This window comes from Acinetobacter sp. NyZ410, from assembly GCF_022828975.1.
Taxonomy (GTDB): Bacteria; Pseudomonadota; Gammaproteobacteria; order Pseudomonadales; family Moraxellaceae; genus Acinetobacter; species Acinetobacter guillouiae.
This window is the reverse complement of sequence record NZ_CP094620.1, coordinates 2,508,493-2,532,355: the sequence shown is the minus strand read 5'-3', so window position 1 is coordinate 2,532,355 and position 23,863 is coordinate 2,508,493. Positions and strand designations below refer to the sequence as shown.

Below are 23,863 nucleotides of genomic sequence, written 5' to 3'. Positions count from 1 at the left end.
ATTACAAATCCAATTTTATACTATGGGCAATCGGTAAAGCTTTAACAGGCGATTGTTGCGGTGCTCGAACTAAGTTCAAATTTAATTTTTCAGCAATCAGTTCGGCAATCAAATTGACTCCCGTATGTTGTGTATAAGCAAAACCACCAGCAGGGCGTGGATTGATCTCAAGAATATGCCATTGCAAGCTTTCATCTTGTTTAAATTGGATGTTAATTAGTCCATCACATTGAAAATAATCGACTAAATCTATACAAATTTGATGACAAGGATGTTGCAAAAAACACTCTTGAAAATAAACATGTTTGATTCTAGTTACTTGAGCAATGATCTTTCCTTGACTACAAGCAATATCAACTGAACATTCTTGCCCAGCCAAATACGGCATAATCAGATATTCAACAGGCTCTTCCTGTTGATTATATGCCTCTATAAATTGCTGGGTATTACATTTGGTCGGTGAGCTAAAGTTTTTAAAGTACGACACATGATTCTGTAAACGGACAAAACCCGCACCATAAACCCCATAAACAGGCTTAGCGCAGATCTCACTATGTTGTAGCTGCAATGTTTCAATAGATCTTTTCAGCGTTTCTGTGGAATTTGCTAATAACGCTGGAATGACAGATAAATTTTGCGCTTCGCAATGTAAGGTAAACTGGTATTTATTGTTCATCAACTCATGCTGTTCTGAGCTGAGTGTACCAGTAATCAACTGAATAGCATGTTGTTCAAATTGGGCTCTAAACGGCTCAATATGTTGGCTGTGCTTTCCACAGAAGAGCAGTTGAATATTATGTTCAATACATTGTTCTAATAACCATTCAGCGCTCTTTGAAATAGCAGGTTGCTGAAGATAAACATCAGCACTTAAGGCAAGTTCGGGGCGATTACGGCTATGAGAACAAAATATAGTCAGTTGTTTTGATATATTAGAACTTTTCAGTAATTGAATCATATCATTTTGACAGGAATAACACTCGGCGATCCAAATTTTATATTGCTGTAGCACGGCTAATTTAATCTCAAATTTTTATAAAGAATAACGAAGTTTTTAAAGCGATTAATCTGATGCGCTGGAAAATATAACAATTCCCCGTAGTGATACAATATTTAATTTTAATATTTTGTAAAAGTAATCAAACCCCAAGAAAAAAAACACTGAAACACTTGAGATTAGTCATTTTTATGGTAAAACATAACACATCTATTTTTATTTGTTTTTTATAAAGAAAGTTAATTTAAAAAACTTCATTTGAATAACATATGATTTTAAACTCATTTTATCAAAAAGCGATAATATATCTATAAAGTGGAGGGTTTATGCAGCTGGTTGCTGGTGGAAATATTCAAATACCTGCTCAGGATATTGAAATTTGTATTAAAACAGGTTTTTCATCTGACATTGAATTAGATGTTACTGCGTATTTACTGGCCCAAGGCACGCTTAAAGTGCGTGGTGATCAGGACATGATTTTTTATGGGCAACGTCAAACATCCAATCAAAGTGTGGTTTTGCTAGAATCGTCATCGAAGAATCCAAATCTCACCAAATTAAAAATCAATACTGCACTTTTAGATGCACAAATTCAAAAAATCGCCATTTGTGTCACGATCAATGAACCAAACACCATTGGAAATATTGTTCCGATTGATATTGAGCTTTATGCAGCACAACAGCGTATTGCGACTGCACATTTGGACACTCGCAATAGAACTGAAAAAGCCTTAATCCTTGCCGAGATTTATTTACATAACAACCAATGGAAGTTTCGCTTTGTTGGCCAAGGATTTAATGGCGGATTAAAGCCATTGGCAGAAAACTTTGGTGTTGTGATTGCCGATGAAGTGAAAAATACTACACCTACACCTACACCTACACCTACACCTACACCTACACCTACACCTACACCTACACCTACAAATTCAAATTCAAATTCAAATTCAAATATTAATTTGTCTAAAATCAGACTAGATAAAAACAATTCAACCATCAATTTAAGCAAAAAAGGCAATGGTTTTGGAAAAATTTCAGTCAATTTAAACTGGAATAAAAGCCAGCCCAAATCCCAATCATTTTTTCAGAAACTATCGGGTTCAAGTGCAATAGATCTGGATCTTGGCGCGATGGTACAACTTAAAAATGGTGAAATTGATTTAGTACAACCGTTGGGCAATCGTTTTGGTCGTTTTGAGATCAAACCATTTATTCAGCTTGATGGCGATGATCGTACTGGTTCATCTGTACAGGGTGAAAATCTGCACATTAATGGTAATCAGTGGGATCAAATTGAGCGTATTGTGATTTATGCTTATATTTATCAGGGTGCTGCGCAATGGGCAGCAACGGATGGCGTGGTCACCATTAAGATCCCAGACCAACCCGAAATTGAAGTTCATTTGACAGATGGTAATCAATTGACAACATGTTCTATTGTAGAATTAAAGAATAACAATGGCACTATACAAGCCAACCGAGAAGTTCGTTATTTTAAAGATCAAAAATATTTAGATGAACATTATGGTTTCGGTTTCCGATGGACACATGGTTCTAAAAATTAATCGACTGCATATATTTGAACAACCAATGCACACTGCAATAAAGTAGAGGAAATATAAATGGCAATTTCATTAAACAAAGGTGGCAACTTATCTTTAAGCAAAACTGACCCAAGTTTAAACCAAGTTTTGGTCGGCTTAGGTTGGGATGCGCGTGCAACTGACGGAACAGATTTTGACTTAGATGCTTCGGCATTTTTATTAAGTGAAAGCGGTAAAGTCCGTGGTGAACATGATTTCATTTTCTATAACCAAACCCGTTCACCTGAAGGTTCTGTTGAACATACAGGCGATAACCGTACAGGTGCGGGTGATGGTGATGATGAAGCGGTTCGTATTAATCTGGCGAAAGTACCTGCAGATGTTCAAAAGATTGCGATTACAGTTACCATTCATGAAGGCGAGAGTCGCGGTCAAAATTTTGGTCAAGTTCAAAATGCGTTTATTCGCGTGGTAAATGATCAAAGCAATACTGAAATTGTTCGTTTCGATTTGAATGAAGATTATTCAACAGAAACTGCCATGATTTTTGGTGAATTATATCGCCACAATGGTGAGTGGAAGTTTCGAGCTGTAGGACAGGGTTATGCTGGCGGTTTAAGCGCAATGTGCCAACAGTTCGGTATAAGCATCTAATATAAGAGTTCAATGGATGAAACATTTTCGCTTTTCGATTCTTTTTACCATCATTTGTTTAGCAATTTCAGCGTATTGGGGTTTTACACATGGGCCCCAAGCCGGCTTAATGGCCATGTTCAAGGCATTGGCAATTACTGCAATTCTTGCAGTAATGGAAGTTTCTTTATCATTTGATAATGCTGTGGTAAATGCTTCAGTACTTAAGCACTGGAATCATTTCTGGCGAACCTTATTTTTGACAGTCGGTATTGTTATCGCTGTATTTGGTATGCGTTTAATCTTTCCATTACTCATTGTTGGCGTCACTGCAGACATGGGGATGATAGAAGTCGCAAAACTCGCGTTGAACGATCCAAAAACCTACTCTGAAAAACTCATGGCACACCATGCTGAAATTGCAGCATTTGGTGGTATGTTCTTACTTTTGGTGTTCCTTAACTTCTTATTTGATGATGAAAAAGATGAGCATTGGTTCCATTGGTTGGAGTCAAAACTCGCTGATCTAGGCAATATTCAAGCGATTTCAGTGTTTATTTCATTATGTGCATTATTGGTTATGGCTAATTTTGTACCTGAATCTTCTCGCCTTGTTGTAACTATGGCTGGGATCTGGGGAATTGTGGTGTATGTCGGTGTTCAGGTGATCGGACACTTGCTTGAAGGCGGTTCACATGATGATGAGCAAGAACCAGCGACTGAACAAACCAGTTCAAATAATGGTGCACCAGTCACAGGTACAATTATCAAAGGCGGTATCGGTGGCTTCTTGTATCTTGAAGTACTTGATGCGTCTTTTAGTTTCGATGGTGTAATCGGTGCTTTTGCAATTACCAGTGATGTGGTAATTATTATGCTGGGCTTGGCAATCGGTGCAATCTTCGTGCGTTCGATGACGGTTTATCTTGTAGAAAAAGGTACACTTGATGCTTATGTTTATTTAGAACATGGCGCGCATTATGCGATTGGTGCACTTGCATTCATCATGCTTGCAAGTGGTACAGGCTTACATGTACCTGAAGTCGTAACAGGTCTGATTGGTGTTGCGTTTATTGTTTGGGCAGTGATCTCATCAATTTCTTATAGTAAAAAAGAATCTCTTGAAACAACAACTGACAAAGGAAACTAAAAAATGGCTATTAATTTATCAAAAGGCGGTAACATCAATCTGTCTAAAACAGCGCCTACAATGAATAAAGTAGACTTAGGTTTAGGCTGGAATCCTCGTGTTACAGATGGTAAAGCATTTGACTTGGATGCTGTTGCTTTTCTGACTGGTGAAAATGGCAAAGTTCGTTTAGATGGCGACTTCATCTTCTTTAACCAAAAAACTTCTCCTTGTGGTTCTGTCAACCATAACGGTGATAACCGTACAGGTGACGGTGATGGTGATGACGAAACAATTTCAGTTGATTTATCTAAAGTTCCAGCAGATGTGGCTAAAATTGTATTTGCTGTAACCATTCATGAAGGCCAACAAAATGGTCAAAACTTCGGTATGGTCGACAAAGCCTATATCCGTGTAATCAATAAAGATAGCAATGCAGATGAACTTGCACGTTTTGACTTATCTGAAGACGGTAGTACAGAAGTTGCGATGATCTTTGGTGAATTATACCGTCATAGTGGTGAGTGGAAATTCAAAGCAGTGGGTCAAGGTTTTAACGGCGGCTTAGGCGCTTTGGCTGCAAGTTATGGTGTTGCAGTTTAATTTTTAAAATCAGTACTAAAAGATTTATCTTTTAGTACTTGAAAGTGATTCGGTTTAAATCGGTTCATTTATGGACACAGTAAAAATTATTTTCAAGTACTAAATAGAGAACAACAATGCAATTCATCACTGGCCAAAAACTGGCACTTCACCAATTGTTGCAGACAGAGACACAGTTTAAAGTAAGTGTACAAGTTCAAGCACCTTTTGAAATCGATATTTCTAGTTTTGGTATTGCGCCAAACGATAAACTTTTCCATGATGATTATATGACTTTCTATAATCAGCCACAGACTCCGAAAGGTGAAGTTCAATATCAGCTTCAAGGGAATATACATAATTTTACCTTTGATTTAAACAAGATAGACGCAACACGAACGTCACGTTTTGTTATTTGTGCAACCTTAGCCAATGAACAGTCTCAAATTCAAAATATACAATCGATTCAGGTTGAGTTAGCTAATCAACAGGGTCAGGTTGTTGCCAGTTATGTTTTAAATGGTTCTAATTTTAGCCAAGAAAAAGCTGTGATGCTGACTGAGATTTACTTTAAAAGTGATGCTTGGCGTATCGCTGCAATTGGTCAAGGTTTTAATGGTGGCTTAAAGGCTTTGGTTGAGCACTTTGGGGGAGAAGTTGAAGAAAGTGCAGCAGCTACTCCATCAACAGCAAACCCATCCATAAGCAATAGCGCATCTACGATTGATCTGAAAAAGAAAGTGGTATTGGATAAAATCCAAAATGCAGCACCGCATTTGGTAGACATTACTAAAAAATCTTTGATCAGTTTAGAAAAAAACAATTTACTCGATGTAAAAGCTCGTGTGGCTTTAGTGCTAGATTATTCAGGTTCAATGCACCAACAGTATATTAAAGGTGATGTGCAAAAAGTACTTGACCGAATTATGCCCTTGGCAGTCAATTTTGATGATGATGGCAGTTTTGAGTGCTGGGCATTTGCAGAAAAATCATTGCGATTAAGCGATGTTACCTTGAACAACTTAGAAAATTTTGTCAATACAGATCAAGGCGGTCATCCAAAGTGGAAAGCGGGTGCACGTTACAATAATGAACCCGCTGTACTTGAAGCCGTGATCCAGTATTTCACCCAAGAAAACCCATCTCACTTACCCGTTTATGTGGTCTTTGTTTCAGATGGCGGGGTCAGTGAAAGTAAAAAGATTAAAAATATTCTTAAAAATGCGTCCAGTTTTCCTATTTTTTGGCAGTTCGTGGGTATCGGCGGCCGTAACTATGGTGTGTTGGAACAACTCGATACCATGGATGGGCGAGTAGTAGATAATTGCAATTTTTTTGAAATGAGCAATATTCAAAGTATGCCTGAAGCACAACTGTATGATGCGCTGCTTCAGGAATTTCCACTGTGGTTAAAAGAAGCGAAAAATAAAAACATTATTCGATAAAGTGAGGACAATCGATGGCTAAATTTGAACTTGTAGGCAGTCCAGAACCATTTCTATTGGTCGATTTGGTACAGGGAGAAAAAATATTTTGTGAATCTGATGCAATGGTCATGATTGAACAAAATTTAGAATTAGCAGGGAATTTACGCGGCGGCTTATTTCAATCATTTATGCGTAGATTTACCACAGGTGAATCGCTGTTTCAGCAAGAAATCAAAGCATCATTTGGTCATGGACAGTGTCTACTTTCTCCAAACATAGATGGAGATATGCAAATTCTTAACATTGGCCCTCAGCAATACACTTTATCTGATGGGGCTTTTGTTGCAGCAACAGAACATGTCAATGTTAAAGCCAAGATTCAAGCAAATTTAGGTGGTGGATTTTTTGGTGATACAGGTGGTTTTGTGGTGATGGAATCATCAGGCCAAGGACAACTGTGTATTTCTGGTTGTGGCACCTTGATGGAAGTCGATGTAAGCACTCAGAACGGAGAAACCACCATTGATAATGGCCATGTTGTGGCATGGGATTCGTCTTTAAGTTACAACATTGGTATGCCAAGTTCACAAAACCGCGGAATTGTTGGAAATCTTTTAAATAGTTTTACCAGTGGTGAAGGTATGGTGCTTAAGTTTAGGGGTAATGGCAAAGTCATTATTTGTTCCCGAAATCGCAAGAGTTACCTCACATGGTTATCTTCAGCTTTAAATTTAAATAGAAACAATTAAATCTATGAGGGAAACACATGAGTATTAGTTTAGTAAAAGGTCAAAAAATCTCTTTAGAAAAAGGTGATGGTTCATCTTTGACCAAAATTTATCTTGGTGCAGGCTGGGATGTGGCTAAGAGTGGTGGATTTTTAGGTGGTCTTTTTGGTGGCGGTGGTGGTGATTCAATCGACCTTGATGCGTCTGTCATTATTTTTGACGAAAACAACCAACCACTTGATGCAGTATGGTTTGGACAATTAAAAAGTAAGGATGGCAGTATTTGGCATTCAGGGGATAACCGTACAGGTGCTGGTGATGGCGATGATGAAGTGATTCATGTTGATCTAACCAAAATTCCACCACAAGTCAAAGCACTGGTTTTTACAATTAGTAGTTTCCGTGGTCAAACTTTTGAAAAAGTTGAAAATGCATTTTGTCGTTTAGTCGACTCAAATACCAATACTGAAATCGCAAAATATAACCTTTCAGCCAAAGGTAATTATACTGCTTTGATTATCGCTAAAGTTTATCGCCACAATGGCGCATGGAAAATGTCTGCAATTGGCGATACCTGTAATGGTAAGACCATTCATGACATGCTTCCTTCGATCATTCCAGTGCTTTAAGCGCGGCTGTAAAAATTTTTAATCAACAAAGCCATTTCTAGAAATGGCTTTTGTTTAAAGTATTTTCAATCTTTCCATTCTAAAGTTATCAATTGTGTAAAATAATTCTATAATAGCGTCCATTATTACTGACCTCAGTTGAGGTTGGTTCGTTTTAAGTCAATTTCTTCTCCGTGATTCGGCTTATTTTTCAATATTTAAATTTTATGTGTCCATGCCAACACATAAGAATATTTAGGTGCCCACATGGAAATCAAAGTCAATTACCTCGACAATCTTCGACAAGAAGCCAAGTTCGATGACTTTACAGTAATTGCTGATCAACCCATTCGCTATAAAGGTGATGGCTCTGCGCCGGGTCCTTTCGATTATTTTCTTGCATCATCTGCTTTGTGTGCTGCTTACTTTGTCAAAGTATATTGTGCAGCTCGTGATATCCCGACAGATAATATTCGTTTATCTCAAAACAATATTGTCGATCCTGAAAACCGCTATAAACAAATTTTTAAAATTCAGGTTGAACTACCTGCGGATATTTCGGATAAAGATCGTCAAGGTATTTTGCGTTCGATCGACCGTTGTACCGTTAAAAAAGTCATCCAAACAGGTCCTGAATTTGTTATTGAAGAAGTTGAAAGTATTGATGCAGATGCACAAGCATTGCTCATGCCAAACTTAGCACAAGAAAGCTCAACTTATATTGAAGGTAAAGATCTACCTTTAGAGCAAACTATTGCCAATATGTCAGAGATTCTGGCAGGTTTGGGAATGAAAATTGAAATTGCCTCATGGCGAAATATTGTTCCAAATGTATGGTCATTACATATTCGTGATGCGCAATCTCCAATGTGTTTCACCAATGGTAAAGGTTCAACCAAAGAAAGTGCTTTGGCTTCGGCATTAGGCGAGTTCATTGAGCGTTTAAATTGTAATTTCTTCTATAACGACCAATTTTGGGGTCAAGACATTGCCAATGCTGAGTTTGTACATTATCCAGATGAAAAATGGTTTAAACCAGGACCAAATGGAGCGCTACCTAAAGAAATATTGGATGAATACACATTAGAGATATATAACCCAGACAATGAATTGTTAGGTACACATTTGTATGACACCAACTCAGGTAATACTGAGCGTGGGATTTGTTCATTACCGTTTGTACGCCAATCAGATCAAGAAGTTGTATATTTCCCATCAAATTTGATTGAAAACTTATATCTAAGCAATGGTATGAGTGCAGGAAACACCTTAGCCGAAGCTCAAGTACAGTGTTTATCTGAAATTTTTGAACGTGCGGTTAAACGTGAAATTTTAGAGGGAGAAATTACACTTCCAGATGTGCCAAAAGACGTTTTAGCAAAATACCCGCGTATTGTTGAGGGCATTAAAGGCCTAGAAGAACAAGGCTTTCCAGTCTTGGTTAAAGATGCATCGTTGGGTGGTGAATTTCCAGTGATGTGTGTCACGTTGATGAACCCACGTACAGGCGGCGTTTTTGCATCGTTTGGTGCACATCCTAAGCTTGAAGTTGCTTTAGAGCGTAGCTTAACCGAGTTATTACAAGGTCGTAGTTTTGAAGGTTTAAATGATTTACCTAAACCAACCTTTAGCAGTAATGCGGTGACTGAACCGAATAATTTTGTTGAACATTTTATCGATTCAAGTGGTGTGGTGTCTTGGCGTTTCTTTAGTGCAAAATCAGACCATGACTTTGTTGAGTGGGATTTTAGCAGTGCAGGTGAAAATGCCAATGCTGAAGAAGTAAAGACCATGCTAAACATTCTTGAAGAAATGGGCAAAGAAGTCTATATGGCAGTCTATGAACACTTAGGCGCGACAGCTTGCCGTATCATTGTGCCTGATTATTCTGAAATTTATTTGGTTGAAGATTTAATTTGGGACAATACTAACAAAGCATTGTTATTCCGTGAAGATATCTTAAATCTTCATCGTTTAGATGATGAACAACTTGAAGCTTTAGTTGAACGTCTTGAAGAAGTTGAAGTAGATGATTACACCGATATCGTAACTTTAATTGGGATTGAATTTGATGATAATACTGTGTGGGGACAACTGACCATCCTTGAGTTAAAACTGTTGATTTATCTTGCTTTACAACAGTTTGAAGAAGCCAAAGATTTAGTTGAACAATTCCTGCAATACAATACCAATACTGTAGAACGCGGCTTGTTCTACCAGTGTATGAATGTAATGCTTGAAGTTGAACTAGATGACGACATGGATTTAGATGACTATGAAGCGAATTTCCGTCGTATGTTTGGTGATGAACGAATGGATGCAGTTATTGGTTCTCTAGACGGCAGTATGCGTTTTTATGGTTTGACTGAAACCAGTATGCAGCTTGAAGGGCTTGATCGTCATTTAAGACTTATTGACAGCTATAAGAAGTTACATAAGGCACGTGCTAAAGCTGTTGGCTTAGCAAGTTAAACGCATTTTACTTTAGAACATAAGTGAAATACCCAAGATTCGTCTTGGGTTTTTTATTTTTAAAAATAATACAATATTTAAAAAATCACTCAATCAAAGGATTAAGTTTATACTGATGATGAAATGGGCTATCCCTAATATCTCTTATGAATAAGTGAATGACTAATCCATCAATAAATTTTGATATTTATCAGCTTGTGTTCTTAAAAAATCCCAGACCAATTTTATACGTGGTTCATGCTGTAAATCGACTAAAGTTAGCATCCAAAAAGTATGAATAAAACGAACTTCATCTTGTAATACCTGTTTAAGTTCTGGTTTATTTTCTGCCAGAAACTTCGGCAAAATTGCCAATCCTGCACCTGCACTCACAGCAACTTGTTGGGCCAAAATACTGCTACTTCTAAAATTTGCATTGAGCTGTAAGGGCAGACGTTCTAAACAATACAGTTCAGGACTGTAAATTAAATCGTCAATATAGTTTACAAACTGATGGTTTTTTAAATCTTCAAGTTTTTTAATCGCTTGAGTACTTTCTAAATAGCTTTTACTGCCATAAATTTTAAGACAATAATCGGTTAAACGGGTAATGATATAAGGTCCTGACTTAGGACGATCTATGGAAATAACAATATCAGCTTCACGATGCGACAGCTTAATCATTTTTGGAACGGGGATAAGATCAATCGTGAGTAAAGGGTATTGTTTAGACAGTTCTGCCAATAGCTGGGCTAAAAATGCTGTTCCAAAACCCTCAGGTGTGCCAATTCGCACATGTCCTTGTAAAGGTAAGTTGGGCTTTTCAATTTGCAAGAATGCTTGTTCCATTTGCTCGACACGGGGCACCAACGCCAAGCCTTCCATAGTCAGTTCATAGCCTGTGGCTTCGCGTCTAAACAACGGCGTTCCTAAAGCTAATTCTAGCGCCTGTATCCGTCTAGACACGGTACTGTGTTCGACCCCAATAATACGAGCTGCATTGGTTAACGTCTTGGCACGCGCTAAAACTAAAAAAAACTGTAGGTGATCCCAATCGACTTTCATTATGTATGACATCCTTGTGCATATTTGCACATTCATTGTGCGTTAATTTCTATTGGTCATCTATATTTTCTTTGTTAGTTTGATTTGAAACAGCACTGATGAAAATACTGCTTTTGGCTATTTTCTAAGAATGTAACAACAAAAAATATTGCCTATGGAGAGGTTATGAACACAATGTCAAATATTCATTCGACGACGGCTAAATTATTAATTAATGGAAAATTTACCGAATCAAATACTACTGAATGGCAAGACATTCTAAATCCAGCGACCCAAGAGGTGCTTGGTCGTGTCCCAATGGCAACTCTAGACGAAGTTGATGCTGCAATTGCTGCTGCACAAGAAGCATTTAAAACTTGGCGTTTTACACCAATTCAAGCCCGTATGCGTATCATGCTGAAACTGCAAGATTTGATTCGTGACAATATGAAAGATATTGCCCGTGTTTTGACCGCAGAACAAGGTAAAACCTTGGCTGATGCAGTAGGTGATATTCAACGTGGCTTAGAGGTAGTTGAACATGCTTGCTCAATTGGTACCTTGCAAATGGGTGAATATACTGAAGGTGTAGCCCGTGGTGTAGATACTTATACCTTGCAGCAACCATTGGGTGTATGTGCTGGAATTACCCCGTTTAATTTTCCTGCCATGATTCCACTGTGGATGTTTCCAATGGCGATTGTTTGCGGCAATACCTTTGTACTTAAACCGTCTGAGCAAGATCCATTATCGACCATGATGCTGGTTGAATTGGCATTACAAGCGGGCGTACCTGCTGGTGTACTCAATGTGGTACATGGTGGCAAACAAGTGGTAGATCGTCTATGTACGCATCCAGACATTAAAGCCATTTCATTTGTAGGTTCAACAGCGGTAGGGACGCATGTCTATAACTTAGCGGGTCAGCATGGTAAACGTGTGCAATCGATGATGGGTGCAAAAAACCATGTCGTGGTCATGCCAGATGCCAACAAAGAACAAACCTTAAATGCTTTAGTTGGTGCTGCATTTGGTGCGGCCGGACAACGTTGTATGGCATTGTCTGTTGCTGTCATGGTCGGTGAAACTAAAAACTGGGTGGATGAATTGGTTGAAAAAGCCAAAACACTGAAAGTCAATGCTGGGCATGAACCGCAAACAGATATTGGTCCCGTGATCTCACCCCGTGCCAAAGCTCGCGTTATAGATTTGATTAATAGCGGTATTGAACAAGGTGCACAACTCTTACTTGATGGTCGAGGCGTACAAGTCCAAGGCTACGAAAATGGCAATTTTGTTGGTGCAACCATATTCAATCAAGTCAGCACCGATATGCGTATCTATACTGAAGAAATTTTTGGCCCTGTATTAGCCATTATTCATGTTGATACGCTTGAACAAGCCATTGAATTGGTCAATGCCAATCCGTTCGGAAATGGTGTGGGCTTATTTACTCAAAGTGGTGCAACAGCGCGTACTTTCCAAAGCACTATTGATATCGGCCAAGTTGGGATTAATATTCCAATTCCTGTGCCGGTTCCATTCTTTAGCTTTACCGGGTCAAGAGGTTCAAAATTAGGGGACTTAGGGCCTTATGGTAAACAAGCAGTGCAGTTCTATACTCAAACCAAAACCATTACCAGTCGTTGGTTCGAAGACACACAAGAAAAAGGTGAAGTGAATACCACCATCAGCTTGCGTTAATATAGGAGTTCAAGGATGAATATTGCATTTATTGGTTTAGGCAATATGGGCGGTAAAATGGCCCATAATTTACTCAAAGCAGGCTTGACGGTTTATGGCTTTGATTTAAGTGATGTTGCAATCGCACATTTCACCGAAGCAGGCGGAATTGCCTGTAATAGTCCACAGAAAGCAGCAGAAAATGCAGATGTCGTAATCACCATGCTGCCAGCCGCAAAGCATGTTAAAGAGGTGTATTTGGGTGAAAATGGGGTACTTGCTGTGCTTAAACAAGGCAGCTTATGTATCGACAGCAGTACCATTGATCCACAAACCATTAAAGACATTGCTGCAATTGGTGCAGAGCAAGGAATTCAAATTTGTGATGCACCTGTTTCAGGTGGCACGATCGGGGCTCAAGCAGGTACGCTAACCTTTATGGTAGGAACTGATGATAAAGCCTTTGAACAAGTCAAATCTGTGCTTGCACCAATGGGTAAGAACATCGTGCACTGTGGTGAAGTGGGTGCAGGACAAATTGCTAAAATTTGCAATAATCTCATTTTAGGCATTTCAATGGCCGCAGTGGCTGAAGGCATGGCGCTAGGGGCAAAACTCGGTATCGATGCACAAGCGTTGGCAGGCGTAATCAATAGTTCAAGTGGTCGTTGCTGGAGCTCGGAAGTGTGTAACCCATGGCCGGGTATTTCTGCAAATGCACCTGCTGGACGTGGTTATAGTGATGGCTTTGCCTCTCAACTGATGCTTAAAGATTTGGGTTTGGCTGTTGAAGCCGCAGGCCAAGTCAAACAACCTTTGCTTTTAGGTGGTTTGGTACAGCAGCTTTATCAGCAACTGTGTATGCAAGGTAATGCTCAACTCGATTTTTCCAGCATCATTCAGCAATATTTGCCTAAAGAAACTTAATCATCAATCGAAACATCGTCAATTTCACCACCGATGGGTGGTGAAAAACCAATAGATTCACTCGTGTCATGAATAACAATAAATCCAGGCCGGAGTATATAATATGTTGAATTATCAGGATGTTGCTAAAACATTTAATTTAGATGATGCGGTTAAGGAAATGCTCTCAGGTTCAGTCGATCAACTGAATGCCTGTTATGAATGCTGTGACCGACATGCAGAAGCAGATCGCGAAAAAGTTGCCCTATATTGGCAAGCTAAAGATGGACGTAAAGAACAATACACCTTTGCTCAACTGAAAAAATGGTCGAGTCAGTTTGCCAATTTTTTAAAGTCACAGGGTATTCAAGCTGGTGATCGTATCTCTGGTTTATTACCAAGAACTCCCGAATTATTGGTGGTGATTCTCGCTGCTTGGCGAATTGGTGCAGTTTATCAACCGCTATTTACTGCATTTGGCCCAAAGGCGATTGAACATCGAGTTCAGCTGGCAAAAAGCAAATTGGTTGTGACCGATATCGGCAATCGTAGCAAACTGGATGAAGTTGCACAGTGTCCACAAATTATGACTGTCGCTGATCAACAGGGTCATGCTGTACAACAAGGTGATTTAGACTTTTGGAAAGAACTCAATCAACAGGCTGAGCAATGCGATCTGGTCATGCAAAGCATTCAAGATCCATTTTTACTGATGTTTACCTCGGGTACCACGGGGCCTGCAAAACCTTTGGAAGTTCCACTCAAAGCCTTAATTGCTTTTGGCAACTATATGAAAGATGCGATCGGTTTACGTGCAGATGATGCATTTTGGAATATTGCTGATCCAGGTTGGGCGTACGGTTTATATTACGGTATCACAGGACCCTTGTTGTTAGGTCATGCCACTTTGTTTTATGAAGGTGGTTTTAGCATAGACAGTTTATGTCAAATTATTGATGATTATAAAATTACCAATTTGGCAGGGGCACCTACAGCATATCGGATGATGATGGCCGCAGATCCCACTCAAATGGCACAATTAAAGGGTAAATTCCGGGTTGTGAGCAGTGCTGGTGAACCTTTAAATCCAGAAGTTTTTCGTTGGTTTAAACAAGTGCTTGATGCGCCTATTTTTGATCATTATGGACAGACAGAGGTGGGTATGGTGGTGTGCAATCATCATGGTTTAAACCATGAGGTCCGTGCAGGCGCTGCTGGTTTTGCCAGCCCAGGTTATCGTGTTGCTGTGGTGGATGATCAAGGGAATGAGTTGCCTGCCGATACCGCTGGAATTTTAGCGGTAGATATCAGTCGATCACCGATGATGTGGTTTGGTGGCTATAAAGAAAGTCGTAAATCACCATTTATCAAAAATTATTATTTAACTGGTGATACTGCTGAATTACATGCAGATGGGAGTATGAGTTTTGTTGGACGTAGTGATGATGTGATTACCACCTCTGGATATCGTATTGGACCTTTTGATGTAGAAAGTGCATTACTTGAACATGAGGCAGTGATTGAAGCTGCTGTTGTTGGAGTACCTGATCCAGAGCGAACCGAAATCGTTAAAGCTTTTGTGATTTTGGCAGAAAATAAAACACCGTCTGAGGAATTGGCTGAACAACTTGGGCAATTTGTTAAAAAACGTCTGTCTGCCCATGCTTATCCTAGACAAGTTGAATTTGTCACTGAACTACCCAAGACCCCAAGTGGTAAGATTCAACGCTTTTTACTACGAAATCAAGAAATTGCTAAACAACAATTAAGTGTATAAAGCCAGTAAGGACCATCCTAGACAAGCTAAACTTGCCGAATGTAGGATGTTAAATGATGCTAAGGAATATGAAATGCAATTTACTGAAGAACAATTATTGATTCAGGACATGGCGAAAAATTTCGCCCAAGAACAAATTAAACCAAATGCTGCGGAATGGGATAAACACAGCATTTTCCCCAAAGAAACCTTGTCACAAATGGGGCAATTGGGATTTATGGGGATGCTAATTTCAGAGCAATGGGGTGGTTCAGATACTGGTAACTTAGCCTATGTCCTTGCACTTGAAGAAATTGCGGCAGCAGATGGTGCAACCTCCACTATCATGAGTGTACATAATTCAGTTGGTTGTGTTCCGATTGCTAAATTTGGTAGTGAAGAGCAAAAACAAAAATATTTAATGCCTTTGGCACAAGGTGAAATGATAGGTGCTTTCGCATTGACCGAACCGCATACAGGCTCTGATGCAGCAGCACTGAAAACTCGAGCTGTCAAAGATGGTGAGGATTGGATCATTAACGGCGCAAAACAATTTATTACTTCAGGAAATAATGCTGGTGTAATTATTGTATTTGCAGTGACCGATCCAAGTGCTGGTAAAAAAGGTATCAGTGCCTTTATTGTGCCACGGGAAACTGCGGGCTATGAAGTGATTCGGACTGAAGAAAAACTGGGATTGCATGCTTCAGATACCTGCCAAATTGCATTGACTGATGTGCGTATACACAAAAGCTTAATGTTAGGTCAAGAAGGTGAAGGGCTCAAAATAGCACTGTCTAATCTGGAAGGCGGTCGTATTGGTATTGCTGCGCAAGCCGTGGGTTTGGCACGTGCGGCCTTAGAAGAAGCCAGCAAATATGCCAAAGAACGGATTACTTTTGGAAAACCGATTTTTGAACATCAGGCAATCGCTTTTCGCTTGGCCAGTATGGCAACAGAAATCGAAGCAGCTCGTCAATTGGTCCATCATGCTGCACGTCTAAAAGAAGCAGGCAAGCCCTGCCTCAATGAAGCCTCTATGGCAAAATTATTTTCCTCTGAAATGGCAGAGCGTGTCTGTTCTGCTGCACTACAAATCTTCGGCGGCTATGGTTATTTAAAAGATTTTCCAATTGAACGAATTTATCGTGATGCACGTATTTGCCAAATCTATGAAGGCACCAGTGACATCCAGCGTTTAGTGATTGCGCGAAGTTTATAAGTAGAGTTAATCGCTGTGTATCAGATGATGAGATAAAACGGATAAGGAAATGAATATGCAATTTGAAACGATTTTATTGGAAAAACACAAAGGCGTAGGTTTAATTACACTCAACCGCCCAAAGGCTTTAAACGCATTAAATTCAAAATTAATCCAAGAAGTAAATTTAGCTTTAGATGACTTAGAAAAAGATCAGGATATTGGCTGTATGGTGCTGACTGGTTCAGAAAAAGCCTTTGCCGCTGGTGCTGATATTAAAGAAATGGCGGAATTAAACTTTCCCAATATTTATTTTGATGATTTTTTTAATCTTGCCGATCGAATTGCGCAGCGCCGAAAACCTTTAATCGCAGCTGTCAGTGGCTATGCCTTGGGTGGTGGTTGTGAGTTGGCACTGATGTGTGATTTTATTTACTGTGCGGATAATGCCAAATTTGGCTTACCTGAAGTCACTTTAGGCGTGATTCCAGGCATTGGGGGTACGCAGCGTTTAACCCTTGCCATAGGTAAAGCTAAAGCGATGGAAATGTGTTTAACCGCTCGACAAATGGGGGCAATTGAGGCAGAACTGAGTGGTTTAGTTGCCCGTGTGTTTAGCCCCGAAGAGCTTTTAACCCAGACTTTAAGTGCTGCAGAAAAAATTGCTGAAAAATCATTGGTGGCGACAATGATGATCAAAGAATCAATTAATCGTGCCTTTGAAGTGAGTTTGGCGGAAGGTTTACGTTTTGAACGACGAACCTTTCATTCAATTTTTGCTACTTTGGATCAAAAAGAAGGCATGCAAGCCTTTGTTGATAAACGCCAAGCCAACTTTAAAAATCAATAACAGGATGAAGATCGGATGAATACTGAAAATCATTTAATTATCGAACAGAATGCAGCGCTGGGTGTGATTAGCTTAGATCGAGTGTCCAGCCTGAATGCACTGACTTTGGATATGATCAATGGTATCCGTACACAAGTAGAAACTTGGCAAAATGATGCTGGCATTCAAGCGATACTGATCAAATCCAATAGCCCAAAAGCATTTTGTGCAGGTGGTGATATTCGTTACCTTTATGATTGTTATCAAAATGGTACAGATGGACATAAAGGCTATTTTATTGCTGAATATGACATGTTGAATAGCATTCGCGCGTCTAAAAAACCTATTGTGGTATTGTTAGATGGCTATGTCTTAGGTGGCGGTTTTGGTCTGGCACAGGCCTGTCATATTATTGTTAGCAGTGAAAAATCACGTTTTGCCATGCCTGAAACGGCGATTGGTTTCTTTCCTGATGTTGCAGCAACGCATTTCTTGTCACGTTTAGATGATATTGGGGTCTATTTGGCAACCACAGGCGACCAAATCAGTAGCAGTGATGCCTTATATTTAGATTTGATTGATTATCATGTTCCTAGCCAACAGTTTAATGCCTTACTTGATGCATTGAGCCAATCAAGCAATTTAAGCAAAGACCATATTGAACAGATAATTTCTAAATTCATTACCCGCCCTGTAGAAAGTGAACTCAGTGCATCGGTTGAGAACATTCGTAAGCATTTTGGCTTTGAAAATTTACAAGATATTGAAAAAAGTCTTGAAAATGAAAAAGACCAACAGCATCAAGCCTGGGCAAGCAAAGTCTTAAACACCTTGCAACAACGTTCTTGGGTGGCGAAAAAGACCAGTTTAAGACTGCAATACTTGGGACGGGGATTGTCATTACAACAATGTATGCAGCTGGAACGAAATTTACAGGATATCTGGTTTGAACATGGTGATATTCTTGAAGGTGTTCGCGCTTTAATTGTCGACAAAGATAAACAGCCCAAATGGCAGCAACAGAATGCAACGCTAGATAAAATATTGGCTGAATTAGGTTAATATCTTTAATGTGTATATCAGTTCTGTTTTTATAAACATTCAGATACTTTTGAAATAGCAAAAAAGGAAATCATGCGATTTCCTTTTTTCACGATGATCAAAATCACCTATAAATCAATCTTATCGTATATAGCATTGGCTTTCTCTGTGATTGCAGTCATATGGATTGCACCATGAATCATTCCTGCTAGAAAATGAAATTCCACTGAGACACCAGCATCTCTCAATCTTTCTGCATATTGTTCACCATCATGGCGCAGTGGATCATATTCACAGACAAAAATTGTTGCCTCAGGTAAGCCTTGTAATGACTGTGCCAGTAGGGGGCTCACCAACTGATTGGTTTTGTCAGAATCACTATTTAAATATTGATCCCAACAATACGCCATTGTTGCAGTGGTTAAGCCATAACCATCCGCATACGTTTCATAGGATTTACCCTGCATCGTGGCATCTAAGGCTGGATAAAACAGCAGTTGTTGACTAATCTGGATTTCTGGATGCGCTTTTGCGAGTAAGCATGCAGCTGCTGCAAGGTTAGCGCCCGCACTATCACCACCCACAGCAATACGATTTTGATCAAGCCCTAAACTTAAAGCATGTTCTTGAATATAACGAAGTGCTGTAAAAAAATCTGTCAGCGGTACTGGAAATTTAAATTCAGGCGCTAGGCGATAATCCACTGAAAAGATAACATGCTGTGTTGATTCTGCCAGTAAGCGGCATGAACGATCCCATGCATCTAAACTCCCCAAACACCATCCGCCACCGTGGGCAAATACTAAAGCTGGGTTGCTTTGTAGCTGCACCAAAGCATAGGGCGTATATACCCGAACTTGGATTTGAGCTTGATCAGAAGTTGTGACCCAAAAACTGGTTTGATAGCTGGGATCTTGCTCAATACCTTGCTGTTGTATGATGTCCTGATTTACCTGCGCTCTTAATTCACAAAGTGTATTGGCAGCGGTTGCAACAGGTCTAGCGTTAAGCCAGTCTGCAATTTGATGATCTAAAGACATCTTATTGCTCCTGTTGTAGAAATTCTAAAATCAGGGAACAAAACGCTTCGGGTTGTTCCTCCATAATAAAATGACCACAATCTTTGACAATTGCACTGGTTAAATGTGGTGCAACTTTTTTCATGGTTTCATAAGGTGCATCATTGGTTGCCTGTTCTGCACCAATTGCCAATACAGGCATTTCTAGATTTTTAGTTGCGCGGATTTTATTTTGACGAATGGTTTCGGGGATTGAACGATAGTAATTAAAACCAGCCGTTAAACGTCCCGATACCTTATAAGCCTCAATATAAGTTGCAGCGGCGACTTTATCTCTATGCCATGACCACTTATCAAAAATATAATTAAGATAAGTTTCTTCACGTCCACTAACCAAAGCTTCAGGTAAGTCCATCACTTGATTAAACATGAAATGCCATAGAAAAATATTTTCATCAGCTGAAACAAAAATAGGCGGTGGCGTTGCCAATCCAGGAATAACAGCTTCAGTCACAGCCAGAGAAGTGACAGATTGGGGAAAATCAGCTGCAAGTGCATAAGCAACCCACATCCCGATATCGTGACCAATCACTGAATAAGTATCATGTCCAAGTTTTGACATTAAGCTGGATAAAATTGTCGCAATTCGCCCCGTATCATAACTTCCATTCAGCGGCACAGAATATCCTGTCCCCGGTGGATCTACAGCAATTGCCTGATAACCGTTGGCCGCCAAGACGCTCATTACATTTCGCCATGCGTACCATGTTTGCGGCCAACCGGGGATAAGTAATACAACAGGACCACGGCCTGTAGAGACATAATGAAGTTTTTTACTGTCTATATGGATGTAATGATGCTGAAATTGATCGACTAAATTTTCATGTGTTGTAATGGTTGTCATAGTGAATTCCAATCGCTGCCTTAGATACCCAAAAGTTGATTTATTTGCAATTGATTGACAGGCGCTGCGGCAAAATCATCAAAGGTTTTATCAGTAACATGAATAATATGTTGTTGAATAAACTCAGCACCTTCACTTGCGCCATCTTCTTTATTTTTTAAACAACATTCCCATTCCAAAGTTGCCCAGCCCTGATAGTCGTTATGTGCCAATTTTGAGAAAATTGCTTTGAAATCAACCTGACCATCTCCAGTAGAACGGAATCGACCTGCACGATCTCCCCAATTTTGATAGCCCCCATACATCCCTTGGCGACCTGTCGGGTTAAACTCCGCATCTTTAACATGGAACATCCGAATAAGATCTTTATAGATATCGATGTATTCCAAATAGTTCAGTTGTTGCAGGATAAAATGACTCGGGTCAAAAAGAATCTGACAACGTGGATGGTGTTGTGTCCGTTCTAAGAACATTTCAAAGGAAATGCCATCATGTAAGTCTTCGCCAGGATGAATTTCGTAGCACAGATTGACATTATGTTCATCACAAGCATTGAGGATCGGCATCCAACGACGTGCAAGTTCATCAAAAGCGGTTTCAATAAGTCCAGCGGGGCGTTGAGGAAAAGGAAAGATATAAGGCCATGCCAGTGAACCTGAAAAAGTTCCCATATCTTGTAAACCTAAACGGGCAGATGCTTGCACAGAAGCCAACATTTGTTGTTCAGCCCATTGAGTTCTAGCTACTGAATTTCCATGTAAATGTGAAGGTGCAAAAGCATCACATAAAGCATCATAAGCTGGATGCACAGCCATAAGTTGGCCAAAAATATGCGTTGTCAACTCACTAATTTCTAAACCATTATTTTGTAAAATCCCTTGTATTTCATCGCAATAATCTTGGCTTGTGGCTGCTAAATTAACATCAAATAAACGCTTATCCCATGCTGGCAGTTGTATGGCCTTAAAGCCTTTATCGGAAACCCATGCGGCAATGCCCTCTAAATTATTAAATGGGAAAATATCATCACTGAATTGTGCGAGATGAATACTTGGACCTTTGATGGTTTGCATAGCTAAACTCAATTTGTTGTCGATCGACAAACAATAGGCTTTCTTTTGAATAAAAACAACAAGTTTTTAAAAAAGAATCTAAAAAAGGGCAGCCTCTCCAACAAATCCTATTGATTTATTTGCGAAATTTATTTTTTCGAATGATAATAAAAAACACTAAATCGGATTGAAGCGTCGTTATGGCTGGTAGACCAAGAGAATTTGATAGGGAAAAAGCACTGATTCAAGCGCGTGATTTTTTCTGGCAACATGGCTATGAAGGGACTTCGATGTCAGATTTAGTCGAGGTCTTAGGTATTGCTTCAGCGCGTATTTATAAAGCGTTTGGCTCTAAAGAAGCGTTGTTTCGAGAAGCTGTTATACACTACGAAGAAAATGAAGGCGGCTTTGCGATCCACGCTTTACAACAAGCAAATATTAAGGATGCGATCAGTCAATTATTTCAAGATGCAATCAAACTCTATACCCAGAATAACCATTCATATGGCTGTATGGTTGTGTCATCTGCAAGCGTATTAAGTCAGGAAAATCAAAGCCTTTTAGACTGGATGAAGCAACAACGTATTGAACGTGGTCAAAGTCTGGTTAAGCGCTTTAAACAGGCGAAAGCAGATGGACAATTATTAGAACATGCTGACCCTGAAATATTAGGGCAATATTACGGACTAGTGCTACATGGATTATCCGTTCAAGCTAGAGATGGTTATTCAGAGCAAATGCTTGTGCAAATCATCGATTTTTCCCTTAAGAATTTAGATCAATATCTGGTTTCATCTTCAAAAGCTTAGACCTAGATCAGCAGTAACAATGTATAAGTGATGAATATTGACTTGGAATATACATCGTATGATTGCGACATATTTTGTTGAGTTTTAAGCCTTGCTTTACGGCGAATAAATGGGCGTTTCATCACTTAAAACGGGCAATATTGAATAGTTTTTAATTGATGAACAAATTAAACTTTAATATTATATTTCAATAAATTATAAAACTCCATGAGCTAGGTTTCATCCTATTCAAAATAGCACTAAGAAATATTTTATCGATTTAACACGAGATAAATTAAACATAAAAATTAATCTGAAAAAATCTGTTTTAGTCCATTTAAAATCGATCAATTTAAGCACTATTTTTTCTGGTAAACAATTCTATCTTGACACAGCTAAAATATTCAATATATAGTTAGCCACCATACTATATGGTTAAATACTAAATGAATCTAGAACAGAAATACACTGCGCTTTTGCATGAAGCGCAACGCCGTAAAATGGTAGATATTGAAAATTTACGCCTTTGTTTTCAAACGCTTTCACTCGCTTCAAGTATTGATCGAGACTGTGCCGCACAGCTTGCGCCTTATGGCTTATCTGAAGGGAGATTTGTGCTTTTATTTCTCCTTGATGCAGCTAATGATGCTGTAGCGCCTAAAACTTTAGCTGAACAAGCGGGAATTACCCGTGCCACAGTCACTGGACTACTTGATGGCTTAGAACGTGAACAATTGGTAGAACGTCATGCAGATCCAGAAGATCGTCGCGCGTTATGTATTCGACTGACGGCAAAGGGCAAGCAAGTCGCAAAAACTGTGTTTGATCAGCATAGTCGCTGGATTGCCAGTCTGTTTGTTGGTTTAACCCAAGCTGAACGTGAACAATTAACAGGTTTACTTGAGAAAGTGACGAAAAATCTTGTTGATAAGCGCTTATAAAATATTTATATAAAAATCTTTTTAAATTATCGGTATAAAACGTTGAATTAAATCAAGGAATAATCATGAATCACTATCTCATTGAACTCTATACACCAAATGCAGTTTGGCAAGCTTTACCTACACAAGAGCGCCAACAATATTTGGCTGATGTTGGCGTGGCTATGGGAGGCTTGTCTAATCTGGGTGTTGAGCTTTTAACACTCACCGAGATTGATACTGCCGTTGATCAAAGTAGTCTTCATCGCTTTATGGGGATTTGGCGCTTTCCAAATCAACAGGCACGGGATGCATTGTTAACAGGTATTCAAGCAAGTGGTTGGTATGACTACTTCAATCATGTAAATGCTGCAGGGGCGGAAGGTGATTTCCAGCAACATCTTGATGCTTTAGCGAAGTTTTAAATTTTCTTCTAAGATGCTTATTTATTTTCAAGTTCATATCAAAGTGTTCTTTAAAGCTTAAATATCTTATAGAAATGCTTGTTCAATGAGAAAAAATTGTGAATACTCAGCAACATGTACAGCTTATGCTATATTCATGTTGCTGTTTTTTACCAATAATTTAAAATGCCCGCTATTGGCTCATTACGATGTCTAT

22 protein-coding genes are annotated in these 23,863 nt (G+C 39.2%); 17 read left to right on the top strand and 5 right to left on the bottom strand.

Going from position 1 to position 23,863, the window contains the following annotated elements:
* Window position 1: 1 nt before the first annotated feature.
* Window positions 2–958, bottom strand: a complete 957-nt coding sequence (locus MTO68_RS11965) for an ATP-grasp domain-containing protein (protein WP_228128950.1) — start codon at window positions 956–958, stop codon at window positions 2–4.
* Between the two features lie 365 nt (window positions 959–1,323).
* On the opposite strand from MTO68_RS11965, the gene MTO68_RS11960 reads away from it, so the two are divergent.
* The 8 genes from MTO68_RS11960 to MTO68_RS11925 all read left to right on the top strand — a co-directional run bounded on the left by MTO68_RS11960 (window position 1,324) and on the right by MTO68_RS11925 (window position 10,120).
* A complete protein-coding gene (locus tag MTO68_RS11960) occupies window positions 1,324–2,562 on the top strand; it encodes a TerD family protein (RefSeq protein WP_244012578.1) in 1,239 nt (412 codons plus the stop codon).
* A gap of 57 nt (window positions 2,563–2,619) precedes the next feature.
* Window positions 2,620–3,195, top strand: coding sequence for a TerD family protein (locus MTO68_RS11955; protein WP_004821599.1), 576 nt, complete (start codon window positions 2,620–2,622; stop codon window positions 3,193–3,195).
* Window positions 3,196–3,211: 16 nt separating this feature from the next.
* A complete protein-coding gene (locus tag MTO68_RS11950; protein WP_244012576.1) occupies window positions 3,212–4,324 on the top strand; it encodes a DUF475 domain-containing protein in 1,113 nt (370 codons plus the stop codon).
* A 3-nt stretch (window positions 4,325–4,327) separates the two neighbouring features.
* On the top strand, window positions 4,328–4,906 hold the full coding sequence (locus MTO68_RS11945; protein WP_244012574.1) for a TerD family protein: 579 nt from the start codon (window positions 4,328–4,330) through the stop codon (window positions 4,904–4,906).
* 116 nt (window positions 4,907–5,022) lie between these two features.
* Complete coding sequence (locus MTO68_RS11940; protein WP_244012572.1) at window positions 5,023–6,330, top strand: VWA domain-containing protein; 1,308 nt, start codon at window positions 5,023–5,025, stop codon at window positions 6,328–6,330.
* Between the two features lie 14 nt (window positions 6,331–6,344).
* A complete protein-coding gene (locus tag MTO68_RS11935; protein WP_004720370.1) occupies window positions 6,345–7,061 on the top strand; it encodes a TIGR00266 family protein in 717 nt (238 codons plus the stop codon).
* Window positions 7,062–7,078: 17 nt separating this feature from the next.
* Complete coding sequence (locus MTO68_RS11930; protein WP_004720371.1) at window positions 7,079–7,669, top strand: TerD family protein; 591 nt, start codon at window positions 7,079–7,081, stop codon at window positions 7,667–7,669.
* A gap of 246 nt (window positions 7,670–7,915) precedes the next feature.
* Complete coding sequence (locus MTO68_RS11925; RefSeq protein WP_004720372.1) at window positions 7,916–10,120, top strand: OsmC domain/YcaO domain-containing protein; 2,205 nt, start codon at window positions 7,916–7,918, stop codon at window positions 10,118–10,120.
* Between the two features lie 162 nt (window positions 10,121–10,282).
* On the opposite strand, the gene MTO68_RS11920 is transcribed toward MTO68_RS11925, so the two are convergent.
* A complete protein-coding gene (locus tag MTO68_RS11920) occupies window positions 10,283–11,164 on the bottom strand; it encodes a LysR family transcriptional regulator (RefSeq protein WP_004720374.1) in 882 nt (293 codons plus the stop codon).
* A 165-nt stretch (window positions 11,165–11,329) separates the two neighbouring features.
* On the opposite strand from MTO68_RS11920, the gene MTO68_RS11915 reads away from it, so the two are divergent.
* From MTO68_RS11915 to MTO68_RS11890, 6 genes are all read left to right on the top strand, one after another.
* On the top strand, window positions 11,330–12,847 hold the full coding sequence (locus MTO68_RS11915; RefSeq protein WP_244012570.1) for a CoA-acylating methylmalonate-semialdehyde dehydrogenase: 1,518 nt from the start codon (window positions 11,330–11,332) through the stop codon (window positions 12,845–12,847).
* A gap of 15 nt (window positions 12,848–12,862) precedes the next feature.
* Complete coding sequence (mmsB, locus tag MTO68_RS11910) at window positions 12,863–13,753, top strand: 3-hydroxyisobutyrate dehydrogenase (RefSeq protein ID WP_004720378.1); 891 nt, start codon at window positions 12,863–12,865, stop codon at window positions 13,751–13,753.
* Between the two features lie 103 nt (window positions 13,754–13,856).
* Entirely contained in the window at window positions 13,857–15,509 is a 1,653-nt protein-coding gene (locus MTO68_RS11905) for an AMP-binding protein (RefSeq protein ID WP_244012568.1), read from the top strand.
* A gap of 73 nt (window positions 15,510–15,582) precedes the next feature.
* Window positions 15,583–16,710 carry an acyl-CoA dehydrogenase family protein gene (locus MTO68_RS11900; protein ID WP_244012567.1) on the top strand — a complete coding sequence of 376 codons (1,128 nt, stop codon included), beginning with the start codon at window positions 15,583–15,585 and terminating at the stop codon, window positions 16,708–16,710.
* A 55-nt stretch (window positions 16,711–16,765) separates the two neighbouring features.
* Window positions 16,766–17,539 (top strand): enoyl-CoA hydratase, encoded by a 774-nt coding sequence (locus tag MTO68_RS11895; protein WP_244012566.1) that lies wholly within the window; start codon window positions 16,766–16,768, stop codon window positions 17,537–17,539.
* 15 nt (window positions 17,540–17,554) lie between these two features.
* Window positions 17,555–18,580, top strand: a complete 1,026-nt coding sequence (locus tag MTO68_RS11890) for an enoyl-CoA hydratase/isomerase family protein (RefSeq protein ID WP_244012564.1) — start codon at window positions 17,555–17,557, stop codon at window positions 18,578–18,580.
* 107 nt (window positions 18,581–18,687) lie between these two features.
* Here the strand turns inward: MTO68_RS11890 and MTO68_RS11885 are convergent, their stop codons facing one another.
* From MTO68_RS11885 to MTO68_RS11875, 3 genes are read right to left on the bottom strand one after another with little or no spacing between them, the layout of a single operon-like run.
* The gene (locus tag MTO68_RS11885) at window positions 18,688–19,599 is read right to left on the bottom strand and encodes an alpha/beta hydrolase (RefSeq protein WP_244012562.1); all 912 of its coding nucleotides are present in this window, start codon (window positions 19,597–19,599) and stop codon (window positions 18,688–18,690) included.
* Between the two features lies 1 nt (window position 19,600).
* Window positions 19,601–20,482: an alpha/beta hydrolase gene (locus MTO68_RS11880; protein WP_166782474.1), complete on the bottom strand. Its 882-nt coding sequence runs from the start codon at window positions 20,480–20,482 to the stop codon at window positions 19,601–19,603.
* Between the two features lie 20 nt (window positions 20,483–20,502).
* Window positions 20,503–21,555, bottom strand: a complete 1,053-nt coding sequence (locus MTO68_RS11875; RefSeq protein WP_244012560.1) for a sugar phosphate isomerase/epimerase — start codon at window positions 21,553–21,555, stop codon at window positions 20,503–20,505.
* A 179-nt stretch (window positions 21,556–21,734) separates the two neighbouring features.
* Here MTO68_RS11875 and MTO68_RS11870 point away from each other — a divergent pair, with 179 nt between their 5' ends.
* The 3 genes from MTO68_RS11870 (at window position 21,735) to MTO68_RS11860 (ending at window position 23,667) form a co-directional block, all read left to right on the top strand.
* Complete coding sequence (locus MTO68_RS11870) at window positions 21,735–22,343, top strand: TetR/AcrR family transcriptional regulator (RefSeq protein WP_209826153.1); 609 nt, start codon at window positions 21,735–21,737, stop codon at window positions 22,341–22,343.
* A 425-nt stretch (window positions 22,344–22,768) separates the two neighbouring features.
* Complete coding sequence (locus tag MTO68_RS11865; protein WP_244012558.1) at window positions 22,769–23,263, top strand: MarR family transcriptional regulator; 495 nt, start codon at window positions 22,769–22,771, stop codon at window positions 23,261–23,263.
* 65 nt (window positions 23,264–23,328) lie between these two features.
* A complete protein-coding gene (locus MTO68_RS11860; protein ID WP_244012556.1) occupies window positions 23,329–23,667 on the top strand; it encodes a DUF6616 family protein in 339 nt (112 codons plus the stop codon).
* Window positions 23,668–23,863: the final 196 nt, after the last annotated feature.